Raw genomic sequence first — 14,306 nt, forward strand, 5'->3', positions numbered from 1 at the left:
TCGAGGCCTTAGCACCCCTAAGCGGCCATTATCTGGACAAAAACTCCGGGCCCGGGGCCATCAACGATTCACAACTGTTAGCCAGACACCGTTAGCCAGACAAAGACGTCTGCCATGAACACCAAGAAAGTCTGCCATGAACACCAAGAAGAAATCGGCCGCTGCAGCCGCCGCCGGCCGCACAAAGTCTGATCGCCCCGAAGACCAGCGGCTGCCCCTCGGAAGCACGTTCGCCTACGGTTTCCAGCACGTCCTCACCATGTACGGCGGCATCATCGCCCCGCCTCTGATCATCGGCGCAGCCGCCGGCATGTCGTCACAGGACATCGGCCTGCTGATCGCCGCCTGCCTTTTCGTCGGCGGCCTTGCCACGATCCTGCAGACCATCGGTATTCCGTTCTTCGGGTCGAAGCTCCCGCTGGTCCAGGGCGTCTCCTTCGCCGGTGTTTCCACCATGGTGGCGATCGTCCACGGCGGCGGCGGCATCCAGGCGGTGTTTGGCTCGGTGATTGCAGCCTCACTGATCGGCCTGCTCATCACTCCCCTGTTTTCCAAGATCATCCGATTCTTCCCGCCGGTGGTGACGGGCACGGTGATCACCACCATTGGCCTGACCCTCATGCCGGTAGCGGCCAACTGGGCCATGGGCGGCAACAACAAGGCCCCGAACTACGGCAGCATGGCCAACATCGGCCTGGCCGCGGCCACCATGGCGATCGTGCTGCTCCTGAGCAAGGTGGGCAACGCGGCTATCTCGAGGCTTTCCATCCTGCTGGCGATGGTGCTGGGCACTGTGATTGCGTTCGCCTTCGGCATGGCTGATTTCTCCAAGGTGGGCCAGGGCGAGATCGTCGCCTTCCCCACCCCGTTCGCATTCGGTCCGCCCACCTTCGAGCTCGCGGCGATCATTTCCATGCTGATCGTCATCCTGGTCACGCTTACCGAGACCTCCGCGGACATCATCGCAGTCGGCGAGATCGTCGGCACCAAGGTGGACTCCAAGCGCATCGGCGACGGCCTGCGGGCCGATATGCTCTCCAGCGCCATTTCCCCGCTGTTCAACTCCTTTACCCAGAGCGCCTTCGCCCAGAACGTTGGCCTCGTGGCCATCACCGGCGTCAAGAGCCGCTTCGTGGTGAGCGCCGGCGGCCTCATCCTGGTGATCCTCGGCCTGCTGCCGGTACTTGGCCGGGTAGTCGCAGCGGTACCGACCCCCGTCCTGGGCGGTGCCGGCGTCGTACTCTTTGGAACCGTTGCCGCAAGCGGCATCCGGACACTCGCCAAGGTGGAGTACAAGAACAACATGAACCTGATCATCGTGGCGGCGTCCATCGGATTCGGCATGATCCCGATCGCTGCGCCGGCGTTCTATGACAAGTTCCCGTCCTGGTTCGGCACGATCTTCCACTCGGGCATCAGCTCGGCCGCGGTCATGGCCATCCTGCTGAACCTGCTTTTCAACCACCTCAAGGCCGGCAATTCCGAGAACCAGTCGGTGTTCGTGGCCGGAACGGGACGCGTGGTCCGCGAAGAGGATCTCAAGTGCCTGGCCCACGGCGACCGCTTCGAAGACGGCAAGCTGATCGACTGCGACGGCAAGGAAGTGCCGGTCGAGTCGGCGTCGAAATCTGACCACTAGCCCGCACACCGGCACAACAAGCGCGAACGGACAGTTACGGCCCCTTTCCGAAGGGCCGCAAGTGTCCGTTCGCGCTTTCTGCTGTGAGACGGTTGTTTCATGAGGATCGATGAACGGATCGAACGGCACTACGCGGAGCTGAGCCCGCAGGAACAAAAGGCGGCAGACACGCTCCTGGACCGCCTCGGCGACCTCGCCGTCTACAACGCCGCCGAACTTGCCAGGCTTAGCGGTGTTTCCAAAGCCACCATGAGCCGGCTGTTCCGCCGCCTCGGCTTCGAGGATTTCAACGAGGTCAAGGAACATACCCGGTCCATCCGTTCCAGCGGCATGCCGCTGGGTCCGCAATCGTCCGACGGCGGCCTGGCCGCCCATTGGGCGCAGGAGCAGGAAAACCTGCGACGCCTGGCTGAATCGCTCGACGAGGACAAACTGTCGGCGGCCAGCGGCAAGCTCGCCGGCGCCCGGACCGTGCTGCTGCTCGGCTTCCGCAACAGCTTTCCCGTGGCGCTGCACTTCCGGCAGCAGTTGCTCCAGTGCCGCCCCGCGGTGTCTGTGGCGCCGCAGCCCGGACAGAGCCTGGGCGAGGAGCTCGCCGGACTGGGCGCAGGCGACGCGGTGGTCCTGTTCGGCTTCCGACGGCGGCCCGCCGGGTTCCGCAAGATCCTCCAGGCCGCCTCGGCCACCGGGGCTGTAACCATCCTGATCGCAGACCCGAGCGCACGCCGCCTTGCCGCCGACGCCACCCTGTGGCTCGAGTGCCCGGTGGACGGCACCCACGCCTTCGACAGCTACGCCGCCGCCATGAGCCTGGTGAGTGTCCTGGCCAACGGAGTGCTCATAGCCTCGGGACGGACCGGCCGTGAGCGGGTCCGCGCAGTGACGGGAATGTTCGACACCCTCGGCGAGATCGAAGCGAAGTAAACAGGAATTGTTGCGCCAGAAACAGCTCTGAAACATTGGTTCCATCTAATTGAAAGCGTGAAACGGCCGGATCGGCGGCTGTCCCAATCTCTTAGAGGAAACCATGACAGACTCCGCGATGGCCGCACCCCGGCTAGAAACGCCCGCCCGCACCGGCCAGCTCCCCGACTACGATCCGCAGCTCAGTAATGAAGATCTTGTCCCCCTGAAGAACCAGCGCTGGACCAGCTACAACCTGTTCGCCTTCTGGATGTCGGACGTCCACAGCATCGGCGGCTACGTCACGGCGGGAAGCCTCTTCGCCCTGGGGCTGGCCAGCTGGCAGGTGCTCGTAGCCCTGTTGGCCGGCATCGTGATCGTCAACATCTTCTGCAACCTCGTGGCAAAGCCCAGCCAGCTGACCGGCGTCCCGTACCCGGTCATCAACCGGGCCGTCTTCGGCGTCAAGGGCGCCAACATCCCGGCCATCATCCGCGGCTTGATCGCAGTGGCCTGGTACGGCGTCCAGACCTTCCTCGCCTCGGAAGCGCTGGTCATTGTCTTCCTCAAGTTCTTCCCCGGCATGGCGCCGCTGTACGACGTCGAACAGAACGGCTTCCTGGGCCTCTCCACCCTGGGCTGGATCTGCTACGGCATCCTCTGGGTGGCGCAGGCCGCACTCTTCTGGAACGGCATGGAAAGCATCCGCAAGTTCATCGACTTCGCCGGCCCCGCCGTTTACGTGGTCATGCTGATCCTCGCGATCTACCTCGTCTCCAAAGCGGGCATCGGCAACATCAGCCTGAACCTGTCCAGCGGGCCGCCCCTGGACTTCGCCGCCTCCATCCCCGTCATGTTTTCCGCCATCGCCCTGGTGGTGTCCTACTTCTCCGGCCCGATGCTCAACTTCGGCGACTTCGCCCGGTACGGCAAGAGCTACAAGGCGGTCAAGAAGGGCAACTTCCTGGGCCTGCCGGTGAACTTCCTGTTCTTCTCGCTCCTGACCGTCATCACCGCCTCGGCCACCATTCCGGTGTTCGGCCGCCTCATCACGGACCCGGTCAAGACCGTCCAGGAAATCGATACCGTGTTCGCCGTGCTGCTGGGCGGGCTCACCTTCGTCATCGCCACCGTGGGCATCAACATCGTGGCCAACTTCATCTCGCCCGCGTTCGACTTCTCCAATGTCAGCCCGCAGAAAATCAGCTGGCGGGCAGGCGGCATGATTGCCGCCGTCGGCTCCGTCATCCTGACCCCGTGGAACTGGTACTCCAACAACGACGCCATCCACTACACACTGGGCGTCCTGGGCGCGTTGATAGGCCCGCTGTTCGGCATCCTGATCGCCGGGTACTACGTGGTGAGCCGCCAGAAGGTCTGGGTGGACGACATGTACACGCTGAAGACCACCGGCCGGTACTGGTTCCGGAACGGCTACAACCCGAACGCCGTCAAGGCGGTGGCCATCAGCGGCGCAATCTCCATTGCCTCCGTGCTGATCCCCAAGATCCTGCTCGACACCGGCGCCACCGCGGTGAACGCCACATGGATCGGCAACTACAGCTGGTTCCTCGGATGCGCCCTCGGCTACGTTGTCTTCCGGGCGCTGGAGCGCAGGTCCCCGATGATCTCGCTCGAAGCGGCCGGCGGGGAAAGCGGCACCGTCAGCGACGGCACGCTGGTTTAGGACAGACCGCCGTCGAACCTGACGGTGTGATGCCGAACTGGCAGCACTTACGACGGCGGGAGGTCAGTTCTGGTTGAGCTCGTCGGAGATCGTCTGGGCTGCTTCGCGCAGGAGCGGCACGGCGCGTTCGGCGAAGGACTGGTCCACGCGCGACACCGGCCCGGACACCGAGATGGCCGTGGGCGTCGGCGCGTTGGGGACTGCCATCGCAAAGCAGCGGACGCCGATCTCCTGCTCCTCCTCGTCGATGGAATAGCCGCGTTCACGGATCAGCTTGAGGTCAAGGAGCAGGGAGTCGATGTCACCGATGCTCTTGGGGGTGGGCGTGGGCATGCCGCTGCGCTGGACGATTCCGCGGACCGTCTCGTCATCCAGCTGGGCCAGGATCGCCTTGCCGACGCCGGTGGCGTGGGTGTGCGCGCGGCGGCCCACCTCGGTGAACATGCGCATGGAGTGCAGGGACGGCACCTGGGCCACGTAGATGACCATGTCCGAGTCCAGGACAGCCATGTTGGACGTCTCCCCCAGCCGGTCCACGAGGGACTTGAGCTGCGGACGCGCGAGTGCACCGAGCTGCTTGTTGGCACCTTCGCCGAGCCGGATGAGCCGGGGACCGAGTGCGTACCGCCGATTCGGCAGCTGGCGGATGTAGCCCAGCGTGACCAGGGTGCGCAGCAGGCGGTGGATCGTGGGAAGAGGCAGGTCGGTGGAGGAAGACAGCTCGCTGAGCGTGACGTCTCCGCCGGCGTCAGTGATCAGTTCCAAAAGTTCGAAGACGCGCTCAACGGACTGCACGCCTCCCGGGGCTTTTTCAGCCATAACCGTGGTCTCCTGCGGTATCGATTCCGACAACTCTTATCCACATCGTGAAAAAAATTGCTTAGAAGTCCCAAGATACAGCACGCATCGCCCTCCGTCGATGCACGGGCGGGGCTTGTGTTTCCACAAAGTAGATAATAATATCCATAATACGAAAACATTTGATTGAGCAGTACGTCCGGGTGCGCTCCGCGTCCGGACCCGACCAGGAGGAACATTCAATGGCGAACCCGAGCCCCGGAAATTCGATCACCCTGCGCGTGGAAGCGCCGTCCAGCTTTACCGCGACGAGCGAGCTGGCCGCCGCCGTCGGAGCCGCCGGAGCAGCCATCACAGCCCTGGACGTCACCGAATCGCACCACGAAACGCTGGTTGTTGACGTCACCTGCAACACCACCGACGACGAACACGCCGCCCGCGTCAAGGATGCCTTGAACGCACTCGACGGCGTCACGGTCCAGCACGTCTCCGACCGCACGTTCCTGATGCACCTCGGCGGCAAGCTCGAGGTGGTCCCGAAGGTGGCCCTGCGCAACCGCGACGACCTCTCCCGCGCGTACACGCCCGGCGTCGCCCGCGTCTGCATGGCCATCGCGGAGGACCCGTCAGCGGCCCGCAACCTGACGGTCAAGCGAAACACCATCGCCGTCCTCACCGACGGCTCCGCCGTCCTCGGCCTGGGCAACATCGGCCCGGCCGCGGCCCTGCCGGTCATGGAAGGCAAGGCCGCCCTGTTCAAGCAGTTCGCCAACGTGGACGCCTGGCCGGTCTGCCTGGACACCCAGGACACCGAGGAAATCATCATGATCGCCAAGGCCATGGCTCCTGTGTACGGCGGCATCAACCTCGAGGACATCGCCGCCCCGCGCTGCTTCGAGATTGAAAACCGGCTCCGCGAGGAACTGGACATTCCGGTCTTCCACGACGACCAGCACGGCACGGCAATCGTTACCCTGGCCGCCCTGGTCAACGCCCTGCGCGTGGTGGACAAGAAGCTCTCCGAGGTCAAAATCGTGGTCTCCGGCGTCGGTGCCGCAGGCTCGGCGATCATCCAGCTCCTCAAGGCCCAGGGCGCGCAGCACATCATCGCTGCCGGCCGCTCCGGCGCCATCCACTCCGGCGAGGAATACAGCGACGAACACCGCAGCTGGATCGCCGCCAACACCAACGAAGAAGGCTTCTCCGGCACGCTGCATGAAGCCCTCGTCGGCGCGGACGTCTTCATCGGCGTCAGCGCCCCGCATGTGATCGGCGAGGAGCAGGTCGCCGCCATGGCCAAGGGTGCGATCGTATTCGCCATGGCCAACCCCACTCCGGAAATCGACCCGGTGGTAGCGTCAAAGCATGCGGCAGTGGTGGCTACGGGGCGCAGCGATTTCCCCAACCAGATCAACAACGTCCTGGCATTCCCGGGGTTCTTCCGCGGGCTGCTCGACGCCGGCGCTTCGGACATCACGCCTGACATGCTGGTGGCTGCCGCCGAAGCCATTGCCAACCGCGTGGCTGACGACGAACTCAATGCCAGCTACATCATTCCCAGCGTCTTCGACCCGCATGTTGCAGCCGATGTGGCCACCGCCGTCGCAAATGCAGCGAACGCAGCAACCGCAGCCAAGGCAGCAACCGCAGCGCACGCAAACCTAGAACCCGCCAACGCCTGATTCGCAGCCTAGAAAGGACCCGGACAATGGCTCTCTCAGTCACAGACCCGCAGCCGATTGCACGAGCAGAGGAAATCCTCACTCCGAAGGCACTGGCCTTCGTGGAGGAGCTCCACAAGCGGTTTGCGGGCACCCGCGCCGAACTCCTCAAAGCCCGCGTGGCCAAGCGCGAGCAGGTAGCCCGGACCGGAAAGCTTGATTTCCTGCCCGAAACCAAGGATGTCCGCGAGGGCGACTGGAAGGTTGCGCCGGCGCCCGCCGCGCTGCAGGACCGCCGCGTGGAAATGACCGGCCCCGCCTCGCCGGCCAAGATGGCCATCAATGCCCTCAACTCCGGTGCCAAGGTGTGGCTGGCCGACCTCGAGGACGCCAGCACACCCACCTGGGCCAACGTCATTGACGCCATCCTGAACCTCCGCGACGCGGCCACGGGAACCCTGAGCTACACCTCCCCGGAGGGCAAGGAATACCGGCTCCGCAACGACGCCCCGCTCGCCGTCGTGGTGGCCCGGCCCCGCGGCTGGCACATGGACGAACGCCACCTGCTCCTCGACGGCGAACACACCGTCGGCGCGCTGGTGGACTTCGGCCTGCACTTCTTCCACACCGCCAAGCAGCTCGTGCTCAACGGCCAGGGCCCGTACTACTACCTGCCCAAGATGGAGAGCCACCTCGAGGCGCGCCTCTGGAACGACGTGTTCGTCTTCGCGCAGGATTTCCTGGGCATTCCGCAAGGCACCATCAAGGCCACCGTTCTCATCGAGACCATCCCCGCGGCGTTCGAGATGGACGAGATCCTGTACGAGCTCCGCGACCACGCCGCCGGGCTGAACGCCGGGCGCTGGGACTACCTGTTCAGCATCATCAAGTACTTCCGCGACGCCGGAGCGGACTTTGTGCTGCCGGACCGCGCCACCGTGGCCATGACGGCACCGTTCATGCGCGCCTACACCGAGCTGCTGGTCAAGACCTGCCACCACCGCGGCGCGTTTGCCATGGGCGGCATGGCCGCGGTCATCCCCAACCGCCGCGAACCCGAGGTCACCGCCCAGGCGTTCGAGAAGGTCCGCGCCGACAAGACGCGCGAGGCCAACGACGGCTTTGACGGCTCATGGGTGGCCCATCCGGACCTGGTGCCGGTATGCCGGGAAGTGTTCGATTCCGTCCTGGGCGAGCACCCCAACCAGCTGGACAAGCAGCGCCCGGAGGTCCATGTCACGGCGGACCAGCTGCTGGACATCGCTTCGGCCGACGGCACGGTGACGGAGGCCGGGCTGCGCCTGAACCTCTATGTCGCGGTGGCGTACACGGCGGTGTGGATCTCGGGCAACGGCGCGGTGGCCATCCACAACCTGATGGAGGATGCCGCCACGGCCGAAATCTCCCGTTCGCAGGTCTGGCAGCAGATCCGCAACAAGGTGGTCCTGGCCGATAGCGGCAACACTGTCACCCGGGAACTGGTCAGCACCATCCTGGCGGAGGAAACCGACAAGCTCCGCGGTGAAGTGGGCGAGGAAACCTTCGCAAAGTACTACCAGCCGGCCAGCGAACTGATCGCTGATATCTGCCTTTCCGAGGACTACACCGACTTCCTCACCACGCCGGCCTACGAACTGGTGGGCTGAGGCATGGCGGTACCCTCCGGATCGCTCAGCGCTGCCGATCTGGCACAGATCGACGAACAACTGGCCGCCACCGACCAGCTGCTGGAGCGCAACTACCCGGGAGACGACGGCTCCCGCCAGCCCGTGCATACCGTGTATGTACCGGCGGACCGTTTCTCGCCGTCGTTCTCCGCCGAGTGGGGCGCCCAGGCGCTGGCCGCCGCTGACGCGCACGGCGGCCTGTCGCGCCTGGGCCACCTGCTGGGCCAGGACGCCGAACTCGCCGAAGCCGTGGCCTCCCGGGTCCAGGCGAAGCTGGAAAGCGAACCGATCGAGGACCTGCGGCTGGACTTCGAGGACGGGTTCGGGGACAGGGGCGACGACGCCGAGGACGCCGCCGCTGTTGCCGCGGCGTCCGCCGTGGCCGCCGCAGTTGCGGCCGGCACAGCGCCCCCGTTCATCGGCATCCGATTCAAGTGCTTCGAGGCGGCAACCCGGGCGCGCGGCCTGCGTACCCTGGACCTGTTCGTCTCCGGACTCGCCGCAGCGGGCGAGCTGCCGCAGGGCCTGATCCTCACCCTGCCCAAAGTCACCACCGTGGCGCAGGTGCAGGCCATGGACTTTGCCGTGTCCCGGCTGGAGGAAGCGCACTCGCTGCCCGCCGGCCGGCTGCGGTTCGAGGTGCAGGTGGAAACGCCGCAGCTCATCCTCGGCCCGGAAGGAACGTCACCGGTGGCGCAGCTGCCGCACGCGGTTCCTGGCCGGATCAGCGGCCTGCACTACGGCACCTACGACTACTCCGCCTCACTGCAGATTTCGGCGGAATACCAGTCCATGGAGCACCCGGTGGCGGACTTCGCCAAGGAAGTCATGCAGCTGGCAGTGGCCGGAACCGGCATCCGCCTCTCGGACGGCTCCACCAACATCATCCCCGTGGGCGACAACGTGGAAAACGCGTGGCGGCTGCACGGCAGGCTGGTGAGGCGTTCGCTGGAGCGCGGCTACTACCAGGGCTGGGACCTGCACCCGGCCCAGCTGCCCAGCCGGTTCGCGGCAACCTACGCGTTCTACCGCCAGGGGCTGCCCGCTGCGGCGGCCCGGCTGCGCAACTACGTGGAACACACCGAAGGCGGGGTCATGGACGAACCCGCCACCGCCCGCGCCCTGGCTGCGTTCGTGCTGCGCGGCGTCCAGTGCGGAGCCGTCGGCGCCGAAGACGTCCAGGCGCTTGCCGGCGTCGGAATCCCCCAGTTGACCGGCCTGGCCCACCCCCGGCTGGCCCACTCCACTTCGAAGTAAGGATCCAATGATGGGAAAGTATTACTACCCCCAGGGCGGCCTGCCGCCGCAGACCCACCTCACCACGGAACGGGCCATCGTCACGGAGGCCTACACGGTCATCCCCAAGGGCGTCATGACCGACATCGTGACCAGCACCCTGCCGGGTTTCTCCAACACCCGCTCCTGGATCCTGGCCCGCCCGATCTCCGGGTTTGCCACCACGTTTTCGCAGCTGATCGTGGAGATCGGCCCGGGTGGCGGCGCTCCCAGGGCCGAGTTTGAGCCCGGCGTCGAAGGCGTTGTCTTCGTCACCAAGGGCAAGGTCAACCTGACCCTCGACGGCGAACTGCACCAGCTTGAGGAGGGCGGCTATGCCTACCTGGCCGCCGGTGCCGCCTGGGGACTGGAGAACGTCTCGGATGACATTGTCTCCTTCCAATGGATCCGCAAGGCCTACGAGCGGCTTGAGGGTTACGAGGCAAAGTCCTTCGTCACCAGTGATGCCGAGGTGGAACCCACAGCCATGCCGGATACCGACGGCGCCTGGAAGACCACCCGCTTCACGGATTCCAGCGACCTGGCCCACGACATGCAGGTGAACATTGTGACGTTCCAGCCGGGCGGGGTCATCCCGTTCCCGGAGACCCACGTCATGGAGCACGGCCTGTACGTCCTCGAGGGCAAGGCCATGTACCTGCTCAACAACGACTGGGTTGAGGTGGAGGCCGGCGACTTCATGTGGCTGCGCGCCTTCTGCCCGCAGGCCTGCTACGCCGGCGGCCCGGGCCAGTTCCGTTACTTGCTGTACAAGGACATGAACCGCCAGATCCGCCTGACCTAGGCTCAGCTAGTCCCCACCCCAACTGACTCGCAGTTAACGTCGCCAAAACGCGGTTTCCCAACGTTAACTGCGAGTCAGTTGGGGGTTAACGGGACTTTGACCGGGATCCTACGACGGCGGATCCGCCAGCCCTTGACGCCTCCGAACCCGCTGAGGAACATGAGTTCCGTGGCTTGGATTCGCACCCTGGAGTTCCGGGCCGTGGCCGCGGCAACCGCTGCCGTTTTGGCCGCCGCACTGGGCGGCTGCACTGCGGCCCCGGAGCCGCCGGAGCAGCCTTCGTCGATCGCACGGCTGGCGAAAGCGCTGGAGGAGTTCGGCAACGCAATGCTCGACGACGGCGCCCCCGCCGTCCTGATGCAGGCCAAAGTGCGCGGTGAAGAATGGGCGCGCGCCTCCGGTGTCAGGAGCCTGGAAAACCGGGAAGCGGTGGAAACCGCCGATCAGGTGCACATCGCCAGCGTGACCGAATCCTTCGTGGCAGTATCTGTGCTCAAGCTGGTCGACGAAGCCAGGCTGGGCCTTGGGGACGAGGTTGGCAAGCATCTGCCGGATTTCGAGGGCATCATGCACCCGCCAGGGCCGGTCACTGTCCGGCAGCTGCTGCAGCACCGATCAGGGATGCCGGACTACATCACCCCGCTCCTTCAGCAGGGCAGCTTCCGCGACGTACTGGCCACCCCGCGGAGCCACCGCGAACTCCTTGCCCTGGCAGCGACCCAGCCGTGGAAGCCCAGGCTGGCACAAGGTTTTGAGGACTCCGATTCGAACTACATCGTGCTTGGCATGATCGTGGAACGGCTGCGCGGACGTCCGATCGGCCAGGTGCTGCGGTCTGACATCATTGAGCCGCTGGGCCTGCGATCCACCTCGATGACAGGCTCCGGCCCGGCCCCGCCCTCGCTGGTCCATGGCTACGTCACCAGCCTCGGCGAGCGCCTGGACGTCGGTTACGCCGCACTGCATGCGGGTGACCCTGCCGGCGGCCTGGTGTCCACCGTCGGCGATCTCAACGTTTTCTTCGCGGCACTCCTCCAGGGCCGGCTGATCCCCCGCACTCTGGTCAGGGAAATGCAGGACCCGCCCTACGCGCTGTACGGCCTGGGCATCCAGCGCTGGAACGATACCTGTACAAACAACTTCTACTACGGCCATGCCGGCCAGGTCGCCGGGTACGGCGCCATTTCAATGTCCAGCGCTGACGGAACCCGGCAGGCATCATTCGCCCTGGCCTCTCCGCCACAGCCCTTCAGCTCCACCGGCAACGGCATCGTGGACGACCTCACCGACGTCGTCGAGGAAGCCCTCAACGCAAGCTGTTAGGTGCGCCGCCCATCCGCGGAATGGCAGGTCGTGCGGCCCTTCTGGCGGCACCCCGGGCGACGTAGAGTGAAGCATGCCAACCACAGCCGGCGAGGTCCTGACACACTATCTGGCACAGCAACTTGCCGGGCTGAGGGAGCAGGAACCCTTGGTGCGGCAGAACCTGCCCGACTCCGTTCATCAGATGCGGATGTCCGCCCGCCGCCTGCGGTCGTTGCTGGCCACGGGGAAGAAGTTCTTCGACGACGGCGCTGCGGTCCCGGAAGTCCGGGAAGAGTTGAAATGGCTCTCCGGAGTACTGGGCGCGGCCCGGGACCCCGAGGTGATCCACCAGCGGCTGAGGGACCTCCTGGCCCTGGAACCGGATGCATTGGTCTTCGGGCCCGTAGCCCGGCAGATCGACGAGGAACTGGAGTCCGCCTCAGCAGCTGGCCGCGCAGCTGCACTTGAGGCCCTCAACGGGGACCGCTATGCCCGGCTGATCGCGAGCCTCCAGGAACTTGTGACGCTTGCACCCCTGACAGACAAAGCCGGCCGCAAACCGCACAAGGCCATGCTGAAGCTCATCGCCAAGGACGCCGAGAGAGTGCGGTGCAGGGTGCACGAACTGCCGGACGTCATGGGCAGCCCCGCCCACGACGGGCCGACCCGCGATGCCGGCCTGCATGAGGTCCGCAAGGCGGCCAAGCGCCTCCGGTACGCCGCCGAAGCAGCCAGTCCGGTGGCGGGAAAGAAGGCAGCCAAAACAGCCAAGCGGGCCCATGAACTTCAGCAGATCCTCGGCCTCCACCAGGACAGCGTTGTCGCGAGGACCCTCCTGGCCGACCTGGGCAGCCGGGCCCACCGGAACGATGCGGGCACCGGGGACGGGCGCCCCGGCGCCGCAAGCAGCTTCACGTACGGCCGCCTCCATGCAAAAGAGGAGGCCCTGGCCGCGAAGGCCGAAGCCTCGTTCCGGAAGGCCTGGAAGAAATTTTCCCGCCTCCGGGCAGGCGGCTAGGGCTGCAGCACCACCTTGATGCAGCCATCCTCTTTCTTCTGGAATTTCTCGTACATCGCCGGGGCTTCGTCCAGTCCCACCCGGTGCGTCACCAGGTCCATGACGCCCAGGGGATCAGCGTCATCTTCGACCAGTGGCAGGAGTTCATCGGTCCAGTTCCGGACGTTGCACTGGCCCATCCGCAGCTGGATCTGCTTGTCGAACATCGACAGGAGCGGCATCGGGCTTGCCTGCCCGCCATAGACGCCGCTGAGGGAAACCGTGCCTCCGCGGCGCACGGCATCCAGGGACGCATGCAGAGCTGCAAGGCGGTCCACACCGGCGGTTTCCATGGCCTTTTGCGCCAACTTGTCCGGCAGGAGTCCCAGCGCCTGGTGGGCAAAGGCTGCGACCGGGGAACCATGCGCCTCCATGCCGACAGCGTCAATGACCGAATCGGGCCCCCGCCCCTTGGTCGCCTCACGGAGTTCGTCGGCAATGCCCTTGGCATAGTCCATGGTTTCGATGCCATGCCGGTCGGCCATCGCCCGCCGCTCGGGTACGGGATCGACTCCGATCACACGGAGGCCGAGGTGTTTTCCGATGCGGCTTGCGAACTGGCCCACCGGCCCCAGGCCAAACACCGCCAGGGTGCCGCCCTCCCCGGTATCTGCGTATTTCACTGCCTGCCAGGCGGTGGGCAGGATGTCGGAGAGGAACAAGTAGCGTTCGTCCGGCAGCTCCGTTCCCACTTTGACCGGCCCATAGTCCGCATGCGGAACCCTCAGGTATTCGGCCTGTCCGCCGGGAACGGCGCCATACAGCTCTGAATAGCCAAAAAGGGCGGCGCCTGAGCCGTGGCTCTTCACCTGCGTGGTTTCACACTGGGACTGCAGTCCGCGGGAACACATAAAGCACTTGCCGCAGGAGATGTTGAAAGGGATGACCACGCGGTCCCCTTTGGAGAGGTTGGTGACTGAACTTCCGACTTCCTCCACAATGCCCATCGGTTCGTGCCCTATGACGTCGCCCTTGTGCATGTAGGGGCCAAGGACCTCGTAGAGGTGCAGGTCCGATCCGCAGATTGCGGTGGAGGTGACGCGGATGATCGCGTCCGTGGGCTCCTGGATGGTGGGATCAGGAACGCTCTCCACGCTGACGGAGCGTTTGCCTTGCCAAGTAAGTGCCTTCATGGTGCGCCTTTCTGTCAGCAAAGTGCTTGAAGATCAGCAAGCTTACTATTTTTCCTCGGAAAAACTAAGCACCCTGAGTAAATCCCTTGCTAACCGAGGCTGCGGATCATAGCGTTGAGGAATCCGAGCATCGAGGAAAGGCAACGACATGACTCTGTATCAGCCAGAGCCGGTAGAGATTTCAACGCGGATGCGTCCCGGCGAGTGGACCGAGTCCAGCCTCGAAGAACTGATCACGTCATACCGGGCCAAACTGATGGAAATGGGCGCGGGCCCCACCGATGTCATCACCGAAGTCGAGCGGGACGACGACGGCTCCGTCAGCGTCGCTGTGTCGTGGAACAAGGGCGCCATCGCGGACGTTTAGGATCCCCGG

General features: G+C 65.1%; 12 protein-coding genes. 10 read left to right on the plus strand and 2 right to left on the minus strand.

Annotated elements, in window-relative coordinates:
* Positions 1-136: 136 nt before the first annotated feature.
* From ACSQ12_RS17815 to ACSQ12_RS17825, 3 genes are all read left to right on the plus strand, one after another.
* Positions 137-1,639: a nucleobase:cation symporter-2 family protein gene (locus ACSQ12_RS17815; protein ID WP_209742478.1), complete on the plus strand. Its 1,503-nt coding sequence runs from the start codon at positions 137-139 to the stop codon at positions 1,637-1,639.
* Positions 1,640-1,738: 99 nt separating this feature from the next.
* Positions 1,739-2,563, plus strand: a complete 825-nt coding sequence (locus tag ACSQ12_RS17820; protein ID WP_436066302.1) for a MurR/RpiR family transcriptional regulator — start codon at positions 1,739-1,741, stop codon at positions 2,561-2,563.
* Positions 2,564-2,666: 103 nt separating this feature from the next.
* Positions 2,667-4,229, plus strand: coding sequence for an NCS1 family nucleobase:cation symporter-1 (locus ACSQ12_RS17825; RefSeq protein WP_436066303.1), 1,563 nt, complete (start codon positions 2,667-2,669; stop codon positions 4,227-4,229).
* A 63-nt stretch (positions 4,230-4,292) separates the two neighbouring features.
* Here the strand turns inward: ACSQ12_RS17825 and ACSQ12_RS17830 are convergent, their stop codons facing one another.
* Complete coding sequence (locus tag ACSQ12_RS17830; protein WP_209742475.1) at positions 4,293-5,048, minus strand: IclR family transcriptional regulator; 756 nt, start codon at positions 5,046-5,048, stop codon at positions 4,293-4,295.
* Positions 5,049-5,269: 221 nt separating this feature from the next.
* On the opposite strand from ACSQ12_RS17830, the gene ACSQ12_RS17835 reads away from it, so the two are divergent.
* The 6 genes from ACSQ12_RS17835 to ACSQ12_RS17860 all read left to right on the plus strand — a co-directional run bounded on the left by ACSQ12_RS17835 (position 5,270) and on the right by ACSQ12_RS17860 (position 12,758).
* Positions 5,270-6,709, plus strand: a complete 1,440-nt coding sequence (locus ACSQ12_RS17835; RefSeq protein ID WP_436066304.1) for an NAD-dependent malic enzyme — start codon at positions 5,270-5,272, stop codon at positions 6,707-6,709.
* Between the two features lie 26 nt (positions 6,710-6,735).
* Positions 6,736-8,334, plus strand: a complete 1,599-nt coding sequence (gene aceB / locus ACSQ12_RS17840; RefSeq protein WP_209742473.1) for a malate synthase A — start codon at positions 6,736-6,738, stop codon at positions 8,332-8,334.
* A gap of 3 nt (positions 8,335-8,337) precedes the next feature.
* The gene (locus tag ACSQ12_RS17845; RefSeq protein ID WP_436066305.1) at positions 8,338-9,612 is read left to right on the plus strand and encodes a DUF6986 family protein; all 1,275 of its coding nucleotides are present in this window, start codon (positions 8,338-8,340) and stop codon (positions 9,610-9,612) included.
* Between the two features lie 10 nt (positions 9,613-9,622).
* A complete protein-coding gene (locus ACSQ12_RS17850; protein ID WP_209748155.1) occupies positions 9,623-10,435 on the plus strand; it encodes a bifunctional allantoicase/(S)-ureidoglycine aminohydrolase in 813 nt (270 codons plus the stop codon).
* Positions 10,436-10,594: 159 nt separating this feature from the next.
* Entirely contained in the window at positions 10,595-11,758 is a 1,164-nt protein-coding gene (locus tag ACSQ12_RS17855; protein ID WP_436066306.1) for a serine hydrolase domain-containing protein, read from the plus strand.
* Between the two features lie 73 nt (positions 11,759-11,831).
* Positions 11,832-12,758: a CHAD domain-containing protein gene (locus ACSQ12_RS17860; protein ID WP_436066307.1), complete on the plus strand. Its 927-nt coding sequence runs from the start codon at positions 11,832-11,834 to the stop codon at positions 12,756-12,758.
* Here the strand turns inward: ACSQ12_RS17860 and ACSQ12_RS17865 are convergent.
* Positions 12,755-13,930: a zinc-dependent alcohol dehydrogenase gene (locus tag ACSQ12_RS17865; RefSeq protein ID WP_436066308.1), complete on the minus strand. Its 1,176-nt coding sequence runs from the start codon at positions 13,928-13,930 to the stop codon at positions 12,755-12,757. The two genes, ACSQ12_RS17860 and ACSQ12_RS17865, sit on opposite strands and share 4 nt — an antisense overlap.
* 148 nt (positions 13,931-14,078) lie before the next feature.
* Here ACSQ12_RS17865 and ACSQ12_RS17870 point away from each other — a divergent pair, with 148 nt between their 5' ends.
* The gene (locus ACSQ12_RS17870; RefSeq protein WP_436066309.1) at positions 14,079-14,297 is read left to right on the plus strand and encodes a hypothetical protein; all 219 of its coding nucleotides are present in this window, start codon (positions 14,079-14,081) and stop codon (positions 14,295-14,297) included.
* Positions 14,298-14,306 lie beyond the last annotated feature (9 nt).

It is taken from the genome of Arthrobacter sp. LjRoot14, from assembly GCF_964253905.1.
GTDB lineage: Bacteria > Actinomycetota > Actinomycetes > Actinomycetales > Micrococcaceae > Arthrobacter.